Below are 21,009 nucleotides of genomic sequence, written 5' to 3'. Positions count from 1 at the left end.
AAGGCAACGACATGAAAGACGTGAATCACGAACGCACCTCGTCATCGCCGCGCATCGGCTGGATCGGAATCGGCGCCATGGGCAGGCCGATGTGCCTGAACCTGCTGAAGGCCGGCCACGCGCTGACGGTGTTCGACAAGGTGCCCACCCAGTGCGAGCCGGTCGTTGCCGCGGGTGCGCACGCCGTGCCGTCCGCGCGGGATGCGGTAGCGCAATCCGATGTGGTGTTCTCTACCGTCTTCGATGACAGCAGCTTGCGCGCGCTGTTCCTGTCCGACGGCGGCATTGTTGCTGCGGCGGCCGCGGGCCAGGTCTTTGTCGACATGAGCACGGTATCGCCGGAAGCCTCGGCTGAGGTGGCCGAGGCACTGGCGCAGCGCGGCGCCAGCTGGCTGCGCGCGCCGGTGTCCGGCACGGTGTCGCTGGCCGCGAGCGCGCAGCTGAGTTGCTTTGTGTCCGGGCCACGCGAGGCGTTCGCTGCGGTGCAGCCGCTGCTGGCCTGCCTGACCGCGCGCCAGTCTTATGTCGGCGGCGCCGACGAGGCGCGCGTGATCAAGCTGATGATCAACATGATGGTGTTCATGAGCACCGCGGTGATCGGCGAAGGGCTGGCCTTCGGCGAGCGCTCCGGGCTGGACCGCTCGCTGATGGTCGATGCGATCAATGACAGCATCGTCGGCAGCGCGCACTACCGCACCAAGGCCGACAAGCTCAAGCAGCGCGAATACGGCGCCGCGGGGCCGATCTCGCTGGTGGTGAAGGACCTGGACCTGGCACTTGCCGTGGCGCGCGACAACGCCGTGGCGCTGCCGATCTCGTCGCTGGTGCGGCAGTACCTGGCGATGATGCAGCAGCGCGACCTGGGCCATCTCGACATTGCCGCGCTGGCCGATGTGCCGGCCTGGAGCAGTGCGCCGGGCGGGGAGGTGCGCTAGCCGCCGTCAACTGAGGCGCGCCGCGAGAGCGCGCCCAAAACCCATGAACCATGACAAAAAGGATGGAGACATGAACCTCAAGCAAATCATCCGGACGCCGCACGGCGTCCTGTGTGCCGCGGTGGCCGGAGTGATGTTCGGGCTGGCGCAGCAGCCGGTGCTGGCCCAGGCCAGGCCCGGCGCGGAGCCGGTGCGCATCGGCGGCCTGTTTTCAACCACCGGCGGCCTCGCCGCCGTGGGGCTGGCCGAGCGCGAAGGCGCGCTGCTGGCGCAGAAAGTCATCAATGCCGGCGGCGGCATCGGCGGGCGGCCGCTGGAGCTGGTCGTCGAGGACGACGGCTCCAGCCCGGATACCGCCGTGGCCAAGGCCAACGCACTGCTGCACACGCACAAGGTGCGCGCCATCGTCGGCCCGTCCGGGATCGCGCAGACCGTGGCCATCGGCGGCATCACGCAGGCGCAGAAGGTGCCGCTGTTTGCGTTCTCCGGACTCGGGCCGGCGGTGGAACGCGAGCGTACCTGCGTCTTCCACCTGACGCCCTCGCAGGAACTGAATGCGCGCGCGGTGCTGTCCTATGCGCGCGACAACGGGCTCAAGCGCATCGGCGTGCTGCACGATTCGGGCTACGGGCAGGTGGTGTGGAGCAGCATGAAGACGCTGGACCGCCAATACGGCGTCACCTTCGTGCAGGTCGAGAAATTCGAGATCGCCGCCACCGACGTCACCACGCAGGCTGCTAAGCTCAAGGCCGCCACGCCGGACGCGATCGTCGTCATCTCTACCTCGCCCGCGCCGTTCCGCAATGTGCGCCAGCTGAAGGTCGGCGCACCGATCATCTCCGTGCACGGCACCGCCACCTACGAGACCGTCAAGGGCATGGGCGAGGCCGCCGACAACATCATCCATCCAGAGTTCATCGTTTCCGAAGATCCGCTGCCGGGGCAGAAGGAGTTTGTCGAGGCTTACCGCAAGGAGTACGGCAAGCTGCCCAAGCATTTCGCCGCCGTGGGCTGGGATGCGGTGATGGCGCTGGCCAGCGGCCTGAAGGCGGCAGGCGCCGATGTGGCCGGCGACAAGCTCTGCAGCGCGCTGCGCCGGCCTTACCAGGGCGTCACGATGGGCTATGACTTTTCTGCGCCCGATATGGGCGGCATGACACTGGCCGGCTTTACTTACTCGAAGCTGCAGAAGGGCCAGTTCGTGCGGCTGGACTACAAGGCCCGGCCCTAGCCGGTGTAGCGGCAAAACGCATCGGCAAAAGGATCAGCAATGTCTGACACCCTAGTTATCCAGGCGGTCCTGTCCGGGATCACCAACGGCTTCGTCTACGCGCTGATCGGCGTGGGCATATCGATCATCTTCAAGGGCACGCGCATCGTCAATGCGATGCAGGGAGAGTTCGCGGTAATCGGCGCGCTGGTTGCGGTATTCGCGCTCAAGACGCTGGGCCTGCCTTATCCGGTGGCGATTGCCGGCGGCATTGCCGCCGGCGCCGCCAGCGGCCTGGCCATCGACACGTTGTTCGTACGCCCGATGATGCGGCGCGGCGCCGGCGAAGAGAGCTTCCTGCTGCTGACCATTGGCCTGGCGTTCGCGCTGTCGGCCGCGGCGCTGTACTTCGGCGGGCGCGATTCGCACCTGCTGCCGGCCATCGGCGGCGAGGGTGTGGTGGAGCTGCTGGGGGCGACCGCGCCCGTGCACGCACTGGCGCTGGTGGTCATTGCGGTGCTGCTGGTGGCGGCGTTGCGGTTGTTCTACACGAAGACCCTGGTCGGTTTGGCCATGACGGCGGCGTCGCTGGACCCAGACGGGGCCACCACCACCGGTATCAACGTGCGCCGCATGCGCACGCTGACCTTCCTGCTCGGCGGCGGCTTCGGCGCGGTAGCGGGGGTGCTGGTGACACCGCTGCTGTCGATGAACTACCAGATGGGTATCGGCCTGACGCTGAAGGGCTTTGCCGCGGCCATCCTCGGCGGGCTGGGCAATCCGCTGGGCGCGGTGGTGGGCGGGTTGCTGCTGGGTCTGACCGAATCGCTGGCGGTGGTGGGCTTTCCGTCGGGCTATCGCGACGTGGTCGCGCTGTCGATCCTGGTCGTCATCATGATTCTGCTCCCCAACGGCGTGCTGGGCCGCGCGGGGCGCAAGGGAGGATAAGCATGAATGCATCATCCAACGCCACGCGCTGGCTGGTGGTGGCCGCGGTGGTAGTGTGGGCGCTGGCCGGGCAACTGCTGTCGCGCCACCACATCGACCTGCTCAACTTCGCCGCCATCCTGGCCGTGGGCGGCCTGGGCGTCGGCCTGCTGCTGGGGCAGTGCGGCATCGTCAACCTGGCGCAGGCCTCGTTCTACGGCATCGGCGCCTATGCCTCGGCCTACTGCACCACGGTGCTGGGATGGCCGGCGCTGGCCGGTGCCGCGGCCGGCCTGCTGGCCAGCGCGGCGCTGGCGGCGGCGATCGGCGTGCCGGTGCTGCGCCTGGGCGGCTTCTTCCTGGCGCTGGCGACGCTGGCGGTCGGCAGCATCGCCAATGTGCTGTTCTTCGAATGGGACTGGCTGACCGGCGGCACGCTGGGCATCGGTGGCATCCCCAAGCTGTCGCTGTTCGGTTTCCTGCTGGATACGCCGGAGCGCTATTACTACTTTGCCTGGCCGCTGGTAGGGCTGCTGCTCTGGCTGGTGGACAACCTGGTCAAGGGCCGCCCCGGCCTGGCCATGCGGGCCATGCGCGACGCGGCGCCGGCAGCGCAGGTGCTCGGCATCGACATGCACCGGCTGAAGACCGCGATGTTCGTGCTGTCGGCCATGCTCGGCTCGCTGGCGGGAAGCCTGTTTGCGCACTACGTGTCGTTCGTCAGCGTGCAGAGCTTTACGGTGGAGCGCTCGATCGTATTCCTGCTGGTGCCGGTGGTGGCAGGCGCGCGCTCCACCTGCGGCGTGGTGATCGGCGCATTGTTTGTGTCGCTGGTGCCGGAGTTGCTGAGCGGATTGGGGGATTTCCACCAGGTGCTGTTCGGCGCGGTGCTGGTGCTGGTGGTCACGTTGATGCCCGGCGGGATCATGGGTGGGCTCGCGGGCATGGTTGGCCGCATGCATCGCCGCACCTTCGGCCGCACGCAGAATTCCGCATTGAAGGAGGTCCGATGAAATCCGCCATCGCTGAATTCGGTACCAGTGCCGCGGGCGCGGCAGGCGCGCAGGCCCTGCTGCGGGTCGAAGCGGTCGCGCACAGCTTTGGCGGCCTTGACGTGCTGCGCAATGTTGCGTTCGATGTGCCGGCCGGCGGCATCGTCGGCCTGATCGGCCCCAACGGCAGTGGCAAGACCACCTGCTTCAACATCATCTCCGGCTTTCTGCGGCCCAAGGGCGGCAAGGTGCTGCTGGCGGGGCGCGACATCACCGCCGACAGCGTGCAGCAGCGCAGCCGCGCCGGGCTGGTGCGCACATTCCAGACGCCACAGGTGTTCGAGCACATGACGGTGCTGGAAAACCTGATGGCCGGCTGCCACAAGGCCACGCGCTCGGGCGTGGTGCATGCGATGCTGCGCTCGCCGCTGTCGCGCCGCGAGCTCCAGGCGATGCACGAGGCCGCGCTGGGATGCGCGAGGAAGTTCGGCCTGGAAGGCCTGCTGCAGCACCGCGCCGGCACGCTGCCCGCGGGCCAGCGGCGCATCGTGGAACTGGCGCGCGCCTGCATCGGCGAACCCAGCCTGCTGTTGCTCGATGAACCGTCCTCAGGGCTGAACAGCGAAGAAATCGAATTGCTGCGCGCATGGATCCTGCGCCTGAACGACGAAGGCATGACCATCCTGCTGGTGTCGCACGACATGGGGCTGATGACGATCTGCGGCACCGCCCACGTGCTGTATTACGGGGAAATCATCGCCAGCGGCACGCTGCCAGCCGTCCAGGCCGACCAGCGCGTGCGCGAAGCCTATATGGGAGTCTGACCATGCTGAAAGTGAAAGGCCTGCACGCCGGCTACAGCCCGGTGCCCGTGCTGCATGACATCGACATGGAGGTCGGACCGGGCGAGGCGGTGGCCGTGGTCGGCGCCAACGGCGCGGGCAAGACCGCGCTGGTGCGCACGCTGTCGGGGCTGGTGCGGCCGATGGCGGGCAGCATCGTCAAGGATGGGGTGGAGATCGGCCACGTGCCGGGGCATCGCCGCTTCGAGCATGGCATTGCCGCGGTGCTGGAGAATCGCAACTTGTTCGGCGAGCTGTCGGTGCGCGACAACCTGCGGCTTGCCGAGCAAGCCGGCAGGCGCGCACGCGGTGGCGCAATGCGCTTCACGCACGACGAAGTCTGCGAGCTGTTCCCGCTGCTGCGCGAGCGCGGCAGCGGCCAGGTTGGCCTGCTCTCGGGTGGGCAGCAGCAGATGGTGGCGATCGCCCGCGCGCTGCTGCTGCAGCCCGACCTGCTGATCATGGACGAGCTGACCACGGGCCTGGCGCCGCGCATTGTCAAGGAAATCCTGGCCGTGCTCAACCGGCTGCGCGAGCGCGGGCTGAGCATCGTGCTGGTGGAACAGAGCGTGGCGATTGCCGCGGAGATGACCGACCGCGCCTATGTGCTTTCGGTGGGACGGGTGATCCACGAAGTGCGGCGCGGAGAGTGGCAGGCGCTGCTGAACGACAAGACGCTGGTGAAAGCGTATCTGCATGGCTGAGGGCACCGGCATGGGCAAAACGGACACAAAGACCGGAGCGTATATGGAAGATCTCGCTGCGCTCAGGCAGGCGGATGCCGCGCGATACCGCGCGATGCTCGCCGCCGATATTGCGGGGCTGGAAGGCCTGCTTGCGGATGAACTCAGCTATACCCACTCCTCGGCGTTGCGCGAAGACAAGCAGGCATACCTGGCATCGCTGCGCAGCGGACGGGTGCGCTACCTGCAGGCGTCGGTACGAGAGGTTGGGCAGGAAATCTACAACGACATCGCCGTGATGCAGGGCAAGGCCCTGCTGGTTGCCGTGGTCGACGGCGTGGAACGCACGCTGGACAACCGCTTCCTCAGCGTGTGGAAGCGGCGGGAGGGCGCGTGGCAGATGCTGGCGTGGGCCTCGACGCCGATCCCCGCGCCGGCTGCTGCTGTCCCAGGCCGGGCATTTCAATAGATATATTGATATGGACTTCATCATTCATTGCCTTGACCACGCCGATGCGCAGCAGCGCCGGCTCGACAGCTACGACGCACATCGCGCCTACCTGGCTGCCGCGGAGGTCCGGTGCGTCATGTGCGGGCCGTTGATGTCCGATGACGGCGACCGCATGATCGGCAGCCTGTTCCTGGTGCGTGCGCTGGACAAGCGGCAGGTCATCGACTTCACCACGGGCGATCCCTTCCAGCAGGCCGGTGTGTGGAAGGAGGTGCAGATTCATCCGTTCCTGCTGCGGGTAGTCAACCGCGATCCCGACTGAACGGACGCGATGATAACTGCATCAGCTATGACCCGACCTTTGCCTACGCGCTCGCCGTGATCATCCAGGACGGCCTGCGCCGCATGATGCAGGAGCAGGAGGATGTGTACTACTACCTCACGGTGATGAATGACCGCGGCTCAACCGTGCCGCAGCAGGGGCGCCGGCTCAGGCACCTGGCTGCCGCTCGCGGCGCGGGCCTCCCACGGCGGCGGTGACATTGCCTGCTGCAGGTATTGCACCAGCGTCCGCACTTTCTGCGAGGTGAAGTTGCTGCGCGGATAGATCGCGAAGATGCCGTCGTCGAGCGGAACCTCGTGCGGCAGCACCTGGACCAGGCGGCCCGCCGCCAGGTCCGCCGAGATAATGAACAAGGGCAATACCGCAATGCCATGGCCGGCCAGCACCGCGTCGCGCAGCACTTCGCCGTTGTTGGCGGTGAAGACCCCGCGCGGGGCGATGACCTTCGGCGCGGCCTGCGGGGTCGCGCCACGGAACGCCCACACCTGGCCGGGCGCGGAGTTGCTGTACGACAGGCAGGCGTGCTGCGAGATGTCGGCGAGGCTGGCCGGCAGCCCGGCGCGCGCGGCGTAGGCCGGGCTGCAGCATGCGATGCGCCGGCTCACCGCCAGCCGGCGTGCGATCAGCGCGCTGTCGCCCAGCCGGGTGATGCGGATGGCAACGTCGTAGCGCTCATGGCCGGTATCGGCCAAGCGGTCATCCAGCTCCATCACGACATGCAGGCGCGGGTGGGCGCTGGCAAACTCGGCGATCAGCGGCGACAGCCAGAGCGTGCCGAAGCTCATCGGCGCCAGGATGCGCAACTCGCCGCATAGCTGCTGCGATGTCTCGGAAATGCTTTCCGCCGCATGCGTCAGTTGCGCCATCGCAGCACGGGCCTGTTCGTAGAAATGCCTGCCGCTTTCGGTGGGCTGCACGCTGCGCGTGGAACGCTGCAGCAAGGTCACGCCAAGGCTGCGCTCCAGGTCGCTGATACGTTTGCTGACAACGGACTTCGACAGTGCCAGGTGGCGCGCGGCACCGCTCACGCTCCCTGACTCCACCACCAGCAGGTATGCCTCGATCTCCTCGGTCTTGAGTTGCATGCTGGTCTTCCATATTTCGTTGCTCTCGGCACGAAGGATACCGGGCGGTACTGTACAGGAGCAATGGTTGGAAGCCTTGTCAGGGCCCTTCCAGTTGGCGGGAGTACAAAGCCACATATCCGCTTGCCGCTTATGCCGTTCCGCTAGGCTCGAACGGGGGCGAAAACTATCCTGGCTTCGCGCCCGAGCCGATGATGAGTTCAAGCTCGGTCTTGAAGCCTTCACCGACGTCGAACTGCTTTAGGCATTCATAAACATCGTTCCAGGCCCTCACCCTGGCCGCGACGTCGAGGTCCGCTACCACCGCCCGGTATGCCCCGGCGGCTTCCTGCATCAGTTGCAGCGCATCGGACGCGCTCGGCAAGACGAGCTGCGCTCGGACGTGGCGTGTTCTCACATCGCCAAGACCGCTGTCGTGCATCAGGCGTTCCAGCACGCCATCGCCTCCCAGTGCAAAGATTCCGGGTTGTCCGGGCGCGGGAGGAGACTTGCCCGCGTGGCGTAGAAGGATCGCCATCGGCTGAGCCATAAAGGGATTGGCGGCCGGCGTCGTGAAGACCAGCGCCGCGAAACGCGCGCCAGGCTTGAGTGCGCGCTGGACAGATTTCAATGCCTCACCAGGTGACGGAAAAAGCATCAATCCCAATCGGCACATCGCCGCGTCGAACGGGGCCAGTGTCTCGGCCAATTCGTCTGCTGCGCATTCCAGCGTTTCGATATTCTGAAGGCCGGCACGGGCGGCATTTCGGCGGACATGCTCCAGCATGGTGCCCGATATATCACTGGCGACCACTTCGCCGTCGGCACCCACTCGCATCGCTGCCTGGATGCTCTGGCTGCCGGCACCGCAAGCCAGATCGAGAACGCGCATGCCCGGCCGGACACCGGCCATATCAATGAGCGTGTCCGTGGCGCCCGAAAGAGTGGTGGCGAACACATTCTCCCACTTCGCCCAGCCGGGTGCTGCCGACTCCCACGTATTGCGAAGACTGGATTTCACTCCGTTGTCGGTCATCTGGAGACTCCCTCAGGATCCACCGCCGCCTGTACAGAAGCATTGTATTTCCATCACCCATGAGCCGGCGGATCCTTGTCATAAAGAGAAAAGTTAAAGGCACGCAAGGGAAAGCGGAAAGCGGCGCCAGGCTCGATGATTCGGTCATGCAAAGTGCACTCGGACATCAACCCGTCTGAGTCACACCAGCACCGGCTTGTCCATTTTGTCCATCGGCGAGCCCAGGCGGTAAGCCCCAGGCAAGCCGTGACATCTACTCAAGAACAGGAGACCACATGGCGAAAGTCGTTAAGATTTACGAGACAGGCGGACCCGACGTCCTTCGTTTTGAGGACGCGCATGTGGGTGATCCGGGGCCAGGGGAGGTTCGTGTCCGTCACGTGGCCGTAGGTCTGAATTTTGCCGACACTTACTTCCGCAGCGGTACCTATAAGGTCCCGCTGCCCAGCGGCATCGGCAACGAAGCCGCCGGCGTTATCCAGGCCGTCGGTGCCGGCGTCACCCACCTGGCGGTCGGCGACCGTGTGACCTATACGGGCTTTACCAACACGCTGGGCGCCTACAGCACGGAGCGGTTGATCTCCGCCGCACCGCTGATCAAGCTGCCGGAGACGATCAGTTGCGAAATCGCGGCTGCCATGACCATGCGGGGCCTGTCAGCGGCCTACCTGATGCGCCGGATCTACCCCTTCAAGGCGGGCGACTCCATCCTGCTGCATGCCGCGGCAGGCGGTGTCGGCCTGATCATTTCGCAATGGGCCAAGCTGCAGGGACTGACGGTGATCGGAACGGTTTCTACCGATGCCAAGGCCGAAATCGCGCGCGCCCATGGCTGCGACCACACGATCAATTACAGCCATGAGGACGTGGCCACGCGCGTGCGGGAGTTGACGGATGGCGTGGGCGTGAACGTGGTCTTCGACAGCGTGGGCAAGGACACCTTCATGGCCTCGCTGGACTCCCTCAAGCGCCGCGGCCTGCTGGTGTGCGTGGGTTTCGCCTCCGGCCCGGTCACCGGGTTCGATCCTGCGATCCTGGCCCGCAAAGGCTCGGCATTCCTGACGCGCCCGGGCCTGGCCGACTATATTGCCGATCCTGCCGAGAAGGCGGAACTGGTGAGCGAGCTGTTCGGCCACGTGGCGGCGGGCCGCATCCACATCGGGATCAATCAGCGCTATGCCCTGGAAGATGCCACGCAGGCACATCGGGACCTCGAGTCCCGAAAGACTACCGGCTCGTCCATTTTCGTGATTTGACAGCGCGAAGCAGCCTTCCCATCTAGTTCGACGTTCCCAAGATTCAAACCTCAACCCGGAGATCCATCGATATGAACTTCCTTGACGGCCACCTGTATCCCGAGAACCAGCAGCCCCTGATCATCACCGCCGCTCCCTATGCGCCAGGCTGGATCCCGTCAGACTTCCCGGAAGACATCCCTGTCACCATGGCGGATCAGATTCAGAAGGCGGTGGATTGCTACGAAGCTGGTGCGAGAGTGCTGCATCTGCATGTGCGCGAAGAGGATGGCAAGGGCAGCAAGCGGCTGTCCAAGTTCAACGAACTGATCGCCGGCGTGCGCAAGGCCTGTCCGGAAATGGTCATCCAGGTGGGCGGCTCTATCAGCTTCGCGCCTGAAGAGGGACAGGCCGCCAAATGGCTTAGCGATGACACGCGGCACATGCTGGCCGAACTTGATCCGAAGCCGGACCAGGTGACGGTGACCGTCAACACTTCGCAGATGAATGTGACGGAGCACGCCAGTGTGGATGATTTCAAGGGAGTTTCGCGGGGGTTCGCGCACCTCTACGAAACCTACAAGGACATGGTCGTTCCCTCGAATCCCAGCTGGTTCGAGGAGCACGTTCGACGCCTGACGGCCGCCGGTATTCAAAGCGAGTTTCAGTGCTACAACATCAACAGCTTTGAAACGATTGAGCGGATGATTCGCCGCGGTGTCTACAAGGGCCCGCTGGTGATGAACTGGGTGGCGATCAGCGGCGGCATGGATCAGGCGAACATCTACAACCTGGCCAACATTCTGCGTGCCGTGCCGGACGGAGCCGTGGTAACGGTGGAGAGTTCGGTGCTGAACGTGCTGCCCATCAACATGATCGGCATGGCTTTGGGCCTGCATGTGCGGTGCGGCATCGAGGACGTACTCTGGAACCAGACCCGCACCGGAAAGATGAGCACGGTCGAGCAGATCAAGCAATTGGTGCGTATTGCCGGCGAATTTGGTCGCCCCATCGCGACAGCGCAGCAGACCCGCGAGATCTTGCAGCTTGGGGTCTTCTACGACACGGTGGAAGAGACGCTGCAGAAGAATGGCTTTGCTCCCAATCGTAACGGTGGCCACCAGGGCTTCCTGCGCAAGGCCGAATGCATGTAAGTAGCCCTTGGGGGAACTTGACAGCATTTGCGGTATTGGCGATGCCAGCGTTGCTCATGCCGCCATGTGCGTCGCGCCTGCTGCCAGGGCGACGCACATGGAAGGCGCGCAGCTTGACTAATCGTCAACAAAACAAGTACATGGAGGTAGGCAATGGCATTGCGAATTCAAAAGCTGGTTGCGGTCACGCTGGGCACCGCAGCGCTTCTGGCGTTGTGCGCTTCAGGGCAGGCGCAGGAAGCCTGGCCCGCGCGCCCGATTCAGATGATCGTGGCCTCGTCGGCAGGATCAGGAACCGATGCCCTGGCACGGGTGATGGCGCAACGCCTGTCGGCATCCCTGAAGCAGCCAGTCGTTGTTGAAAACCGGCCGGGCGGCAGTGGAGTCATTGGGACAAGCGCTGTAGTCAAGGCGCCGGCCGACGGATACACGATTCTTTACACCACGGCATCGAACCAGGTCATCGCCCCGGCCGTTCTGAAGACCATCCCGTATGATCCTAAGAAGAGCCTTGTCCCAATCGCCGAGACGGCCGAGGGTGGCGTGATGTTGCTGGTGAGCAATGATCTGCCGGCCCACAACCTGCAGGAGCTTATCCAGTTGGTGAAGGCGAATCCGGACAAATACAGCTACGCTTCCTGGGCCACCGGCTCTTCAGGGCAGCTGACGATGGAATGGCTCAAGAAGCAGACCGGCATGAAGACCGATCACGTCGCATATCGGACCTCGAATCAGCTATTGACTGACCTTTCCTCAGGTGTCGTGAAAATCGGCTGGACCGATCCGGCCGCGCCCGTTCCCTTCCTGCGTTCCGGGAAGGTCCGCGCCATTGCCATTACTGGCAATGTGCGTGCGCCGCAGCTGCCTGATGTCAAGACCATGGGTGAACAGGGCTATAAGTTCGATATGGTGGGCTGGTTCGGCATGTTTGCGCCAGCGGGAACCAGCCCGGCGATCGTGAAGAGGCTGGCCGATGAGGTCAACAAGGTGCAGGCGTCCCCTGATCTCGCAGCGATGATGAAGAGCATGAACTTTGGGCCGCCGCCGGTGAAGACCTCGGTGCAGTTCGGCGAGACTGTCAGCAACGATCTGCAAGCCTGGTCGAAGATCGCGGTCGATGCAAAGATCCGGCTCGATGAATGAAACGTGTTGTGACCGGGGGCGTTCTCACCTTGCCGGTGGCGAGGCAAGGCTGCAGCAGGTGAGGCTCCCCCGGGATCCGTGCCAGGTCGGAATCATGAACAAATCCGGTCGGCAGCGCTTGCCTGCGAAGGGGCTGCCTGTCGGCGCACGGTGCCGCTTGCGGCCCGGTTCTCCTTGGGGCTGCAACCGAATTGCACGTGATACCAGCGCGAGAATCCGCTTAGCGCGGAAAAGCCGAGCAGTGTCGCCACTTCAGTCAACGGACGATCGCTCTCGATGACATGACGGGTCGCGAGCTCCGTGCGGACTTCGTTCACGATCGACGAGAAGCTCTGACCCTCTTCCGCCAGCCGGCGCTGAACCGTGCGGCACACCACGCCCAGGCTATCAGCTACCCGTTCGATGCTGCAGCGCCCACTGGGCAATAGCAGCAGGATGGTGCGCCGCACGTCCTCATGCATTGTCGCCCGATGCGGCATGGCGGACTTGTCGACCAACTGCTGCGCATAGCGCACCATGGCCGGATCGGCCCACGGATTGCGCGCATCGAGGTCGGCCCTCGCGCAGAGGATCCCGTTGAAGTCACAATCGAATTCGATGCGAGGGCCAAAAAACCGCTGGTGTGCGCTCAGGTCGCGCGGCGCCGGGTGCTCGAAGCATACGCGCTGCGGCTGCCAGTCGGGCTTGAGAAGCTGGCGTATCAACCGCACCATGACCCCCAGGGCCAGTTCAACCCTTTGGCGGGTTGGCTGATGCGAGCTGCCGGCGATCAGCGCCTCGCGGATGATGACCAGTTCGCCGCATTCCTCGACTGCCAGTGACTGCGCACCGTTGAGCATCGGCTGGTAGCGCATCAGCGTGCCAAGCGAGTCGCGCAGCGTCGCCTGGTCGCGGATCAGCATGCCTACCGCCCCGAGATTGGACAACTGGCGTGACTCGGCCATGCACAACCCGAAACTCTCGTTGCCCGACAGGTCTGCGGAGGCCTGGAGCAGGCGTCCGAAACGCTCGACTGGAATCATGAGGTCCGGCTCGCGAAGTACGCTCGGACTAATTCCTGCGTCAGACATCAGCCGCACCGGATCCAGTCCGGCGGCACGAGCGACCTCGCTGTAGTTGGTCAGGGCTGCAGCGCGGACAAGTAACGACATCGGGAAATGAGGCTGAAAATGGACAGCTCATGATAAATCGCTGTCACGTACTGTCAAGCGAGAATGACCCGCGACGTTCATCCTCTCAAGGTTGCGGGGAAGCGTTGAATCCTCTGGCTTCCTGTGCAATCGGATGGTTGTCGTCAATTGCCAAGTTCCAGGCGCGCAAGGCAAAGCGGGAAGTGTCGCCAGGCACGATGATATGCGTCAGCGGTCATTATCGAAAATTGTCACGTGAACGCGACTTGACTTCCTTCGCGACGGCGCCGCCGGAAAGCCTGGAACGCCGGATGCTCATCCGCAAGCAGCCGGACTCTGAACCCGTTCGCAGATTCATCCACCTGCAGGAGACGTAGAAATAATGAAGATCAGGCAAATCACCCCCGCCATCGGGGCCGAGATTTCTGGCGTCAACCTTGGCGAGGCGGCGCGCGATCCTGCGCGCTTCGCCGAGATCCGCGCGGCGCTGCTCAAGCACAGGGTGCTCTTCTTTCGCAAGCAGGAGATCACGCGCGCCGATCACGTGGCCTTCGCCAGCGGCTTCGGCAAGCTGGAAGACCATCCGGTGGTCGGCAGTGTTCCCGGGTATCCGGGCCTCGTGAAGGTCTACCGCAGCGACAACCCGCACAGCTACGAGAACAGCTACCACTGCGACGGCCTGTGGCGTCCCAATCCGGCCATGGGCGCAGTCCTGCGCTGCATCGAATGCCCGGAGATCGGCGGCGACACCATCTGGGTCAACATGGTCAAGGCATACGAGGAGCTGCCGGAGGAGATCAAAAGGAAGATCGACGGCCTGCGCGCCAGGGCCAGCATCGAGCACAGCTTCGGTGCGGTCATGACCCCGGAAGACCGCGCAAAGCTGGCCCAGGATCATCCGCCGGTGGAGCATCCGGTGGTACGCACCCACCCTGAGACCGGCGAGAAGATCCTGTTCGTCGGCGCCTCGTTCACGACGCACTTCACCAACTACAGCACCCCGGACAACGTGCGCTACGGCATCGACAAGTCGCCCGGCGCCTCGCTGCTGCTCAATTACCTGACCAGCCGCGCCACCATTCCCGAATACCAGGTGCGCTGGGCATGGCAGGAGGGCGACGTTGCGGTCTGGGACAACCGCAGCACGCAGCACTACGCCGTCAACGACTACTACCCGGCACCGCGCAAGCTCGAGCGCGCCGGCATCGTGGGCGATATCCCCTGCTAAGCCGCAAGCGGGCCGGGAGAATCACTTCCGACCATCGGCCGTACTCGCCGACGGACCAGGCTGCGCTGGCGAATCATCAAATCAAGCGAGGAAAATGAATCCCATGACATCCGGAAATCAGCCAACGGTTGTGATTGTTCCCGGCTTTCGCGATCACATGCCGGAGCACTGGCAATCGCTGCTGGCAGAGCGTTTGCAGCAGCAGGGACGAGCGGTGCGCATTGTGCCCCAGATTGATCAGGACAAGCGGTTGCGCAGTGCCAGGGTGGCCAACCTTGACCGTGTCGTAAGCAGCATTGCAGGGCCGGTCATCCTGGTTGCACATAGTGTTGGCTGCCTGATCACGGTTCACTGGGCACAGGAGACGGCGCGCGCCGTGCAGGGCGTGCTACTTGCCGGGCCGACCGACTACGACAGTCCGTTGCCGGCCGGATACAAGGATCCGCAGGCGCTGGCAGAGGAAGGATGGATCCCTATCCCGCGGCGGCCTCTGCAATTCCCGAGCATCGTAGTGGCGAGCCGAAATGATCCGCTCGGGAAGTTCGAACGAATCCGCGACCTGGCGCAGGCCTGGGGCAGCCGTTTCGTCGATGCCGGGGAAGTAGGCCATCTCGGACCGGCAGATGGCTATGGACCGTGGCCGCTGGCAGAGGAACTGATTCAGCAACTCTGAGTGGCTACGTCTCCTGCCGGCTTCCACGCATATTTTGCCGGAACATCTACTTTCCAATTGGCGAAATTCAGGGCGTGGTCACAGCCGGCGACGGCAAAGTTCCCGAGCATTTGCGGCGTCGCATGAAGCAGTTCATTCCCCAGCCAGAGAACGAAGGAAATCTACCATGGCAGCTCCCCAGAGCAAGGTTATTGTCACGTGCGCCGTGACCGGTGGCATCCACACTCCGACGATGTCGCCTTATCTCCCCATTACCGCGCAGGAGATCGAAGACGAGGCTGTTGCCGCGGCCGAGGCAGGCGCCTCGATCGTCCATCTGCATGCCCGCAAGCCGGAGAATGGCCAGCCGTCCCAGGACCCCGCGCTCTTTCGTGAATTCCTTCCGCGCATCGCGGCGCGCTCCGACGTGGTGATCAACCTCACGACCGGCGGCGCCCCCAACATGCTGGTCGAGGAGCGCCTCCAGCCGGCGTTGCAGCTGAAGCCGGAAGTGGCCTCGCTGAACATGGGTTCAATGAACTTCGGCTTGTACCCGATGCTCGCCCGGCACAAGGAGTTCAAGCACGACTGGGAGCGTCCTTACCTGGAGGGTTCCGAGGACCGCGTCTTCCGCAACACGTTCAAGGAGATCCGCTACATCCTGGAGTCGTGCGCCGACAATGGCACTCGCTTCGAAGTCGAATGCTACGACACCAGTCATCTCTATACCGCCGCCCACTTCGCTGACCGCGGCATACTCAAGGCGCCGTTCTTCATCCAGTCGGTGTTCGGCCTGCTCGGCGGCATCGGCTCGCATCCCGAGGACGTCATGCACATGCGCCGCACCGCCGAGCGGCTGTTCGGCAAGGACTACTACTGGTCGGTGCTCGGCGCCGGCCGCAGCCAGATGCCGATTGCCTCGATGGCCGCCGCCATGGGCGGAAACGTCCGCGTGGGGCTGGAGGACTCGCTCTGGGACGGGCCGGGCCGCCTGTCGAAGAGCAATGCCGACCAGGTCAGGCGCGTCGTTGGCGTTCTGGAATCGCTGAATCTCGAGGTGGCTACGCCGGACGAGGCGCGTGACATGCTTCAACTGAAGGGCAGGAACGCTGTCGCATTCTGACAGTGCGAATGTTGTGCCGGCCAGTTGAGCATCCGGGCATGCGCGCGTCTTGAACATCTTCCCCAGGCTCTCGAATAGCTCCTCTTCACTCCCCCGAAGGAAATTCTCATGTCTCATGCTGTTGTCTTGATTACCGGTGCGACGGCAGGCATCGGCCGCGCGACGGCGCTTGCCTTTGCAGCCAAAGGTGCGCGACTGGTCTGCTCGGGGCGGAACGCCGCTGCCGGAGAATCCCTCATCTCGGAACTTCGGCAGATGGGCGCGGAAGCGGACTTCGTGGCGGCCGATATCAGCCTTGAGGACGATGTCATCCGTCTTGTCGGTCATGCCGTCGAGCGCTTTGGATGCCTTGATATCGCAGTGAACAGTGCCGGAACGGAAGGAACCCCGGGATCGATCGTCGAGCAGACCGTCGAGTCGTACACGACAATTTTCGATGCGAATGTCCTTGGGACATTCCTTTGCATGAAGCACGAGCTGCGCGCGATGATCTCGCAGAAGCGTGGGGCGGTCGTCAACCTCTCTTCCACGATGGGCAGCCGCGGTAACCCGCGCAATCCCATGTATGTGGCAAGCAAGCACGCGATCGAGGGCTTCACCAAGTCGGCGGCGCTGGATGCCATCAAATCGAATGTCCGCGTCAACGCCGTGGCGCCGGGCCCGATTGAAACGGAAATGCTCGGACGCATTGCCGGCGGCGCGGATCGGGTCGCAGCTGTCGCCGCAACGATCCCAGCCGGACGCGTCGGCACACCGGAAGAAGTCGCTGAGGCGATTATCTTCCTGGCATCCGGCCAGTCCACGTACATCACGGGCCAGATCCTTCACGTGAACGGCGGGAAGACAGCCGCGTAGCTTTCATGGCATTCCTGCGCTCCCCCAGGCGCGGCTGTAGTCGCGCCACTTGATCCGGTTCAGGCGCGGGAGGGGGGCGACAGGGGGGCGACGTGCCACCCATCACTTCGGCAGAAGCATGACACGTCGCCACTATGCGGGCCTCAGAAGACGTGACGGATACCCACGGCAACGCCAAACATCGAGGTCTGGCCATTGGGGAGCGCGTAACTATTCAACGTAAGACTGGTGGCGAAATTGCTTGCCGCCGATTCCATGGCCAGGCCAGCGTTCTTTGAATAGGCCGTGGTCAGGTAGATGTCGGTACGCTTGGAGAGCACGTAGTCTGCAATCAGCGCAATCTGCCAGGGGTTGGCAATGTGAGTGTTCCCTCCCAGGTTCTTCACGTCCTGGTAGTTGTACTCGAGCGTGAAATCGAGAGTCGGTGAGAACCGGTATTGACCGCCAATCCAGTAGAAATCGTCACGTTGAATCAACGTGCCATTTTGATTCTTGTTCTGACCCCAGCGATAACCGCCCATTACCTTCGCCGTTCCATTGAGAGCGTAGCTGGCCATGACAGCAGCCTTCTTATAGGTACCGTGGCCAGTGCCGATCGTCGGATTCCATTGGTCATAGCCGACGCCCACCCCGAAAGGCCCGGCAAGATAGTTCAGCCCTGCTCCATAGCTTGTGTCCCGGCGGAACTGCCCTGGCACTTCACCGTTGCCACCAGCAGTCGGGAGGGTGGGAGCGACTTGCGGAAGTGTTGTGCCCACGCCAAACGACCAGTTTGCCATGGCCGTGAGCCCCCCGAACACGCCGGTGTACTTCACCGCGTTGTCCTGGCGGAAGTTGGCACCGGCAATCACGCCGGTAGGCTCATACTGGCTGGCATATCGCGCCGGGACAAAGTTGGCTAGCGTGGAGAACAACGAATGGTATTGCCGGCCGAAAGTAATCTGGCCATATGGCGACTCAACGCCAACAAAGGCCTGGCGGCCAAATATCCGGCCACCCTGTTGCAGGGTACCGGTATCGCTCGAGAAGCCGCTCTCCAGAACGAAAACCGATTTCAGCCCGCCGCCCAGGTCTTCCTTGCCGCGAAGGCCCCAGCGCGAGCCGGAGTAGCCGCCGGCGTCCTGTCTGAATGCTTTGCCGCCCGTGCCCGGATTGAATCTGTTACTCGCCTGCGGCACGGCACCAACGTGATTAACGTACTCGACGTTCACGTCCATCACGCCGTAGAGCGTTACGCTGGATTGCGCTTTGACTGCGCCACACGCAACCATCGCGGCGAGGGCGATCATCGTTCTTTTCATCTACTCGTTCCTCCTTGGCCCATGTTCTGGTTTCATTCTTGTGATGCTCGGCAACCCTGACATGCAGGATCAGGGTGCTGGGCGAGTGTCTGATGCCTTGGGCGCGTCGCGCTTGTGTTGCTGCGACTTTGAATTGCTGATTGGCGACACGTTGGGGCATACCCCTACCCGGCAAGCGGCAGACGTTGCGGACGCTGATGCGGGGCGTGTGACTGGCGAGTTCACAAGGGCCTGGCGCTGACGCATAATCCCAGGGCATACGGATAGCACGGCAGCGGCGGTTGAAGCCGCGCCGCATCGAATCCGGCCCCGGCGAAGCGCCGGGATAACAAGAGATCGGAGTCGCCTTGTCAAAAGATCAGGTGCAACGGGGTCCTGACGGGAACTGGATAGTTCCTATCCCCGGTCACAGTCCTTACACGTTCACCCGCATGAAACGCGGTTTCGATGCCCCCGACTCGCGCCACAAGGTGGTCGTGATCAACCTGGCGAAACTGCTCGCTTGCGCCGACCGCGATACCACGGACTATGTCCTTCAGGCTGCGCAGTACTGGCATGCGGGCAAGGTGCGCGGCATTTGCGAGTTCCTGGCGCCCGGCCAGGAGCGGATTCCGGAAGTCCCCTATGTAACGTTCACAACCCGGCGCCGCCGTACGCTATCCGGGCTGATCGGCATTGCCAGTGAAGGCGTGGTGTCGTTTCGAAACGGCCAGCATCGCGCCCGCTATCTGGCGTTTGCCGGCGCAAGCAGCCTGCCGGTTGAAGTCCATGAAACCGAGGCGGAACTGCTCGAGCGATTCTGCGGGTGGGGTCGTTAGCCAGCGCCTGGATGCCTGGCGGGCGCGTGTGCCTTGCCGTGGATGAAATTGTGCGGTAAATGGCATGTGCCGGTTACCCGGTCTGATCGCTCGGGGATCCGGTCCGCCCGGGAAGCTACAGTAGTAACATCGTCCTACCCACGCGCCAAGGAGCAGGGCATGCAGTTTCTCTGGCCGCAAATGCTATGGCTGCTGCTCTTGCTCCCACTGCTGGCAGCCGCCTACCTGTACCTGCTTGCGCGGCGCAAGAAAATCGCCCTGTTGTATTCCAGCCTTGCGCTGCCGCGCGCCGCGCTGGGCCGCAGGCAACGGCTGCGGCGTCATATCCCGCCGCTGCTCTTCCTGCTCGCGCTGGGCGCGGCGCTGCTGGCTTGCGCCCGTCCTACGGCGACCGTCACGCTGCCGTCCGACACCATCACCCTGGTGCTGGCCATGGATACTTCCCGCAGCATGGAGGCCACCGATGTCGCGCCCACCCGGATCAGCGCGGCCCAGCAGGCTGCGCGGGATCTTATCGTCGGGCTGCCGGCCAGCGTGCGCCTGGGCATTGTCTCTTTTGCCGCCACGGCGACCGTGGTGCTGCCCCCGACCGACAACCGGCAGGACATGATCGACGCGATCGATCGCTTCCAGCTCCAGCGCGGCACGGCGACGGGCAGCGGGCTGATCCAGGCGCTGGCGATGCTGTTTCCCGACGATGGCATCGACCTGGAAGCGATCCTCTTCAGTGGCGAGTCGCTCGCCCCCGGGCCGGGTGGCAGATCGATGACAGAGGCCGCGGCGGCGGACGCCGTCCGCAAGCGCGACCTGGAGCAGCCGGCGGCGCTGCCGGGCTCTTACCGGCACGGTGCGGTGATCCTCCTCAGCGACGGCCGCCGCACCACCGGCCCGGACCCCCTGGACGCCGCGCGCATGGCGGCCCAGCGCGGCGTGCGCGTCTACACCGTGGGCTTCGGCATGCCGCAGGACGGGGGTGCGGCAGTGTCTGGCCTGTCTTTCTACATGCAGCTGGACGAGCCCACCTTGCGCGCGGTCGCGGCGCTCACTGACGGCGAGTACTTCCAGGCAGGCTCGGCCGCGGACCTGACGCAGGTGTATCGCCGGCTGAGCGCCCGTTTCGCGCTCGAGCGCAGGGCAATCGAGATCGGCGCCTTGCTGGCGGCGGCCTCGGCCGTGCTGCTGGCGGCGGCGTGCGGGCTGTCGCTGCTGTGGTTCCGGCGCTGAACTGAAAGACCTCTGCCGGCGCCGGGATGGCGCCGGGGCGACAACAGCGGCCGTGGACGACTTCGTTGGGCGGCATCGGCACCCGCTACCAGTGGGCGCATCAGGCCCAGGCCAGATCAGGACCTGACAGCGATTTTGTATGTCTTTGTATTGCGCAGCCGGGGCGATACGCTTGGTGACAGCATCGGCCTCCCTGCACTACACGCGCGATACACCGGTCTCCTTAAATACGTTCCGTGGCCCGGCGCCGAAATCCAGCGAAAGCAAGCACCGGGCGCTCACAGTTCAACGTCGATTCTTGAGGAAACCAATCATGACTACCAACATCGCCCGCCGTTTCGTACTGGCCATCGCCTTGACCGCCGCAGCGGCAGGTGCCCAGGCCGCGAGCCTGTCCCATGTGGGCGCGCGTGACCCGTACACCGACGGCGCCCGCTCGGTGCTGGATGCGCGCGACCCGTACAGCGAAGGGGCGCGTTCGGTGCAGGAGCCGCGCAGCGCGTACAGCGACGGCGCCCGCAGCTTCGATCCCTTCACCGATGGCGCCCGGACGCTGGCCGGCCTGGACCGCACCGGCGTCTCCGCGGCACCGGCGCGCAGTGCCGACCCCTATCTCGACGGCGCACACGCCTGACCCACGCCATCACCGTCTATCAAGGAGCA

General features: G+C 64.2%; 22 protein-coding genes and 1 pseudogene. 19 read left to right on the top strand and 4 right to left on the bottom strand.

The genetic code is table 11. The features are described from left to right. The first annotated feature begins 11 nt into the window (after positions 1 to 11). The 9 genes and pseudogenes from E1J61_RS22770 to E1J61_RS38905 all read left to right on the top strand — a co-directional run. Positions 12 to 935, top strand: coding sequence for an NAD(P)-dependent oxidoreductase (locus E1J61_RS22770; RefSeq protein WP_133096265.1), 924 nt, complete (start codon positions 12 to 14; stop codon positions 933 to 935). A gap of 70 nt (positions 936 to 1,005) precedes the next feature. Next, positions 1,006 to 2,166: an ABC transporter substrate-binding protein gene (locus tag E1J61_RS22765; protein WP_133096264.1), complete on the top strand. Its 1,161-nt coding sequence runs from the start codon at positions 1,006 to 1,008 to the stop codon at positions 2,164 to 2,166. Between the two features lie 39 nt (positions 2,167 to 2,205). Next, the gene (locus E1J61_RS22760) at positions 2,206 to 3,093 is read left to right on the top strand and encodes a branched-chain amino acid ABC transporter permease (RefSeq protein ID WP_133096263.1); all 888 of its coding nucleotides are present in this window, start codon (positions 2,206 to 2,208) and stop codon (positions 3,091 to 3,093) included. 2 nt (positions 3,094 to 3,095) lie between these two features. Next, a complete protein-coding gene (locus E1J61_RS22755) occupies positions 3,096 to 4,085 on the top strand; it encodes a branched-chain amino acid ABC transporter permease (protein ID WP_133096262.1) in 990 nt (329 codons plus the stop codon). Continuing rightward, the gene (locus tag E1J61_RS22750; protein WP_133096261.1) at positions 4,082 to 4,888 is read left to right on the top strand and encodes an ABC transporter ATP-binding protein; all 807 of its coding nucleotides are present in this window, start codon (positions 4,082 to 4,084) and stop codon (positions 4,886 to 4,888) included. Before E1J61_RS22755 ends, E1J61_RS22750 begins: the two co-directional genes overlap by 4 nt. Before the next feature lie 2 nt (positions 4,889 to 4,890). Further along, positions 4,891 to 5,610: an ABC transporter ATP-binding protein gene (locus E1J61_RS22745; protein WP_133096260.1), complete on the top strand. Its 720-nt coding sequence runs from the start codon at positions 4,891 to 4,893 to the stop codon at positions 5,608 to 5,610. Positions 5,611 to 5,653: 43 nt separating this feature from the next. Continuing rightward, a complete protein-coding gene (locus tag E1J61_RS22740) occupies positions 5,654 to 6,058 on the top strand; it encodes a nuclear transport factor 2 family protein (RefSeq protein ID WP_133096259.1) in 405 nt (134 codons plus the stop codon). Between the two features lie 10 nt (positions 6,059 to 6,068). Then, positions 6,069 to 6,362: a YciI family protein gene (locus E1J61_RS22735; protein WP_133096258.1), complete on the top strand. Its 294-nt coding sequence runs from the start codon at positions 6,069 to 6,071 to the stop codon at positions 6,360 to 6,362. 14 nt (positions 6,363 to 6,376) lie between these two features. Continuing rightward, positions 6,377 to 6,496 (top strand): annotated as a pseudogene (locus E1J61_RS38905) (hypothetical protein); the annotation flags it as partial. Positions 6,497 to 6,502: 6 nt separating this feature from the next. Here the strand turns inward: E1J61_RS38905 and E1J61_RS22725 are convergent. Continuing rightward, positions 6,503 to 7,468 carry a LysR family transcriptional regulator gene (locus tag E1J61_RS22725; RefSeq protein WP_133096256.1) on the bottom strand — a complete coding sequence of 322 codons (966 nt, stop codon included), beginning with the start codon at positions 7,466 to 7,468 and terminating at the stop codon, positions 6,503 to 6,505. 166 nt (positions 7,469 to 7,634) lie between these two features. Next, positions 7,635 to 8,483 carry a class I SAM-dependent methyltransferase gene (locus E1J61_RS22720; protein ID WP_133096255.1) on the bottom strand — a complete coding sequence of 283 codons (849 nt, stop codon included), beginning with the start codon at positions 8,481 to 8,483 and terminating at the stop codon, positions 7,635 to 7,637. Between the two features lie 275 nt (positions 8,484 to 8,758). Between E1J61_RS22720 and E1J61_RS22715 the strand changes: the two genes are divergently transcribed. The 3 genes from E1J61_RS22715 (at position 8,759) to E1J61_RS22705 (ending at position 12,015) form a co-directional block, all read left to right on the top strand. After that, complete coding sequence (locus tag E1J61_RS22715; RefSeq protein ID WP_133096254.1) at positions 8,759 to 9,739, top strand: quinone oxidoreductase; 981 nt, start codon at positions 8,759 to 8,761, stop codon at positions 9,737 to 9,739. Between the two features lie 71 nt (positions 9,740 to 9,810). Continuing rightward, the gene (locus E1J61_RS22710) at positions 9,811 to 10,872 is read left to right on the top strand and encodes a 3-keto-5-aminohexanoate cleavage protein (protein ID WP_133096253.1); all 1,062 of its coding nucleotides are present in this window, start codon (positions 9,811 to 9,813) and stop codon (positions 10,870 to 10,872) included. A 153-nt stretch (positions 10,873 to 11,025) separates the two neighbouring features. After that, on the top strand, positions 11,026 to 12,015 hold the full coding sequence (locus E1J61_RS22705; protein WP_133096252.1) for a tripartite tricarboxylate transporter substrate binding protein: 990 nt from the start codon (positions 11,026 to 11,028) through the stop codon (positions 12,013 to 12,015). Between the two features lie 92 nt (positions 12,016 to 12,107). On the opposite strand, the gene E1J61_RS22700 is transcribed toward E1J61_RS22705, so the two are convergent. Then, positions 12,108 to 13,166 carry an AraC family transcriptional regulator gene (locus tag E1J61_RS22700; RefSeq protein ID WP_133096251.1) on the bottom strand — a complete coding sequence of 353 codons (1,059 nt, stop codon included), beginning with the start codon at positions 13,164 to 13,166 and terminating at the stop codon, positions 12,108 to 12,110. Between the two features lie 361 nt (positions 13,167 to 13,527). On the opposite strand from E1J61_RS22700, the gene E1J61_RS22695 reads away from it, so the two are divergent. From E1J61_RS22695 to E1J61_RS22680, 4 genes are all read left to right on the top strand, one after another. Then, the gene (locus E1J61_RS22695) at positions 13,528 to 14,373 is read left to right on the top strand and encodes a TauD/TfdA family dioxygenase (RefSeq protein ID WP_133096250.1); all 846 of its coding nucleotides are present in this window, start codon (positions 13,528 to 13,530) and stop codon (positions 14,371 to 14,373) included. Positions 14,374 to 14,476: 103 nt separating this feature from the next. Next, complete coding sequence (locus E1J61_RS22690; RefSeq protein WP_133096249.1) at positions 14,477 to 15,046, top strand: alpha/beta hydrolase; 570 nt, start codon at positions 14,477 to 14,479, stop codon at positions 15,044 to 15,046. Between the two features lie 166 nt (positions 15,047 to 15,212). Then, a complete protein-coding gene (locus tag E1J61_RS22685) occupies positions 15,213 to 16,148 on the top strand; it encodes a 3-keto-5-aminohexanoate cleavage protein (protein ID WP_133096248.1) in 936 nt (311 codons plus the stop codon). A gap of 108 nt (positions 16,149 to 16,256) precedes the next feature. Then, complete coding sequence (locus E1J61_RS22680; protein WP_133096247.1) at positions 16,257 to 17,003, top strand: SDR family NAD(P)-dependent oxidoreductase; 747 nt, start codon at positions 16,257 to 16,259, stop codon at positions 17,001 to 17,003. 143 nt (positions 17,004 to 17,146) lie between these two features. On the opposite strand, the gene E1J61_RS22675 is transcribed toward E1J61_RS22680, so the two are convergent. Continuing rightward, a complete protein-coding gene (locus E1J61_RS22675; RefSeq protein ID WP_133096246.1) occupies positions 17,147 to 18,304 on the bottom strand; it encodes a porin in 1,158 nt (385 codons plus the stop codon). A gap of 347 nt (positions 18,305 to 18,651) precedes the next feature. Between E1J61_RS22675 and E1J61_RS22670 the strand changes: the two genes are divergently transcribed. From E1J61_RS22670 to E1J61_RS22660, 3 genes are all read left to right on the top strand, one after another. Beyond that, positions 18,652 to 19,122 (top strand): hypothetical protein, encoded by a 471-nt coding sequence (locus E1J61_RS22670; RefSeq protein WP_133096245.1) that lies wholly within the window; start codon positions 18,652 to 18,654, stop codon positions 19,120 to 19,122. A gap of 159 nt (positions 19,123 to 19,281) precedes the next feature. Next, the gene (locus tag E1J61_RS22665) at positions 19,282 to 20,346 is read left to right on the top strand and encodes a VWA domain-containing protein (RefSeq protein WP_133096244.1); all 1,065 of its coding nucleotides are present in this window, start codon (positions 19,282 to 19,284) and stop codon (positions 20,344 to 20,346) included. 313 nt (positions 20,347 to 20,659) lie between these two features. After that, positions 20,660 to 20,980 (top strand): hydroxyquinol 1,2-dioxygenase, encoded by a 321-nt coding sequence (locus E1J61_RS22660; RefSeq protein WP_133096243.1) that lies wholly within the window; start codon positions 20,660 to 20,662, stop codon positions 20,978 to 20,980. Positions 20,981 to 21,009: the final 29 nt, after the last annotated feature.

Origin of the sequence: Cupriavidus sp. L7L, assembly GCF_004353535.1 — a bacterium.
Classification (GTDB): Bacteria; Pseudomonadota; Gammaproteobacteria; order Burkholderiales; family Burkholderiaceae; genus Cupriavidus; species Cupriavidus oxalaticus_A.
This window is presented reverse-complemented; position numbering and strand designations above follow the sequence as displayed.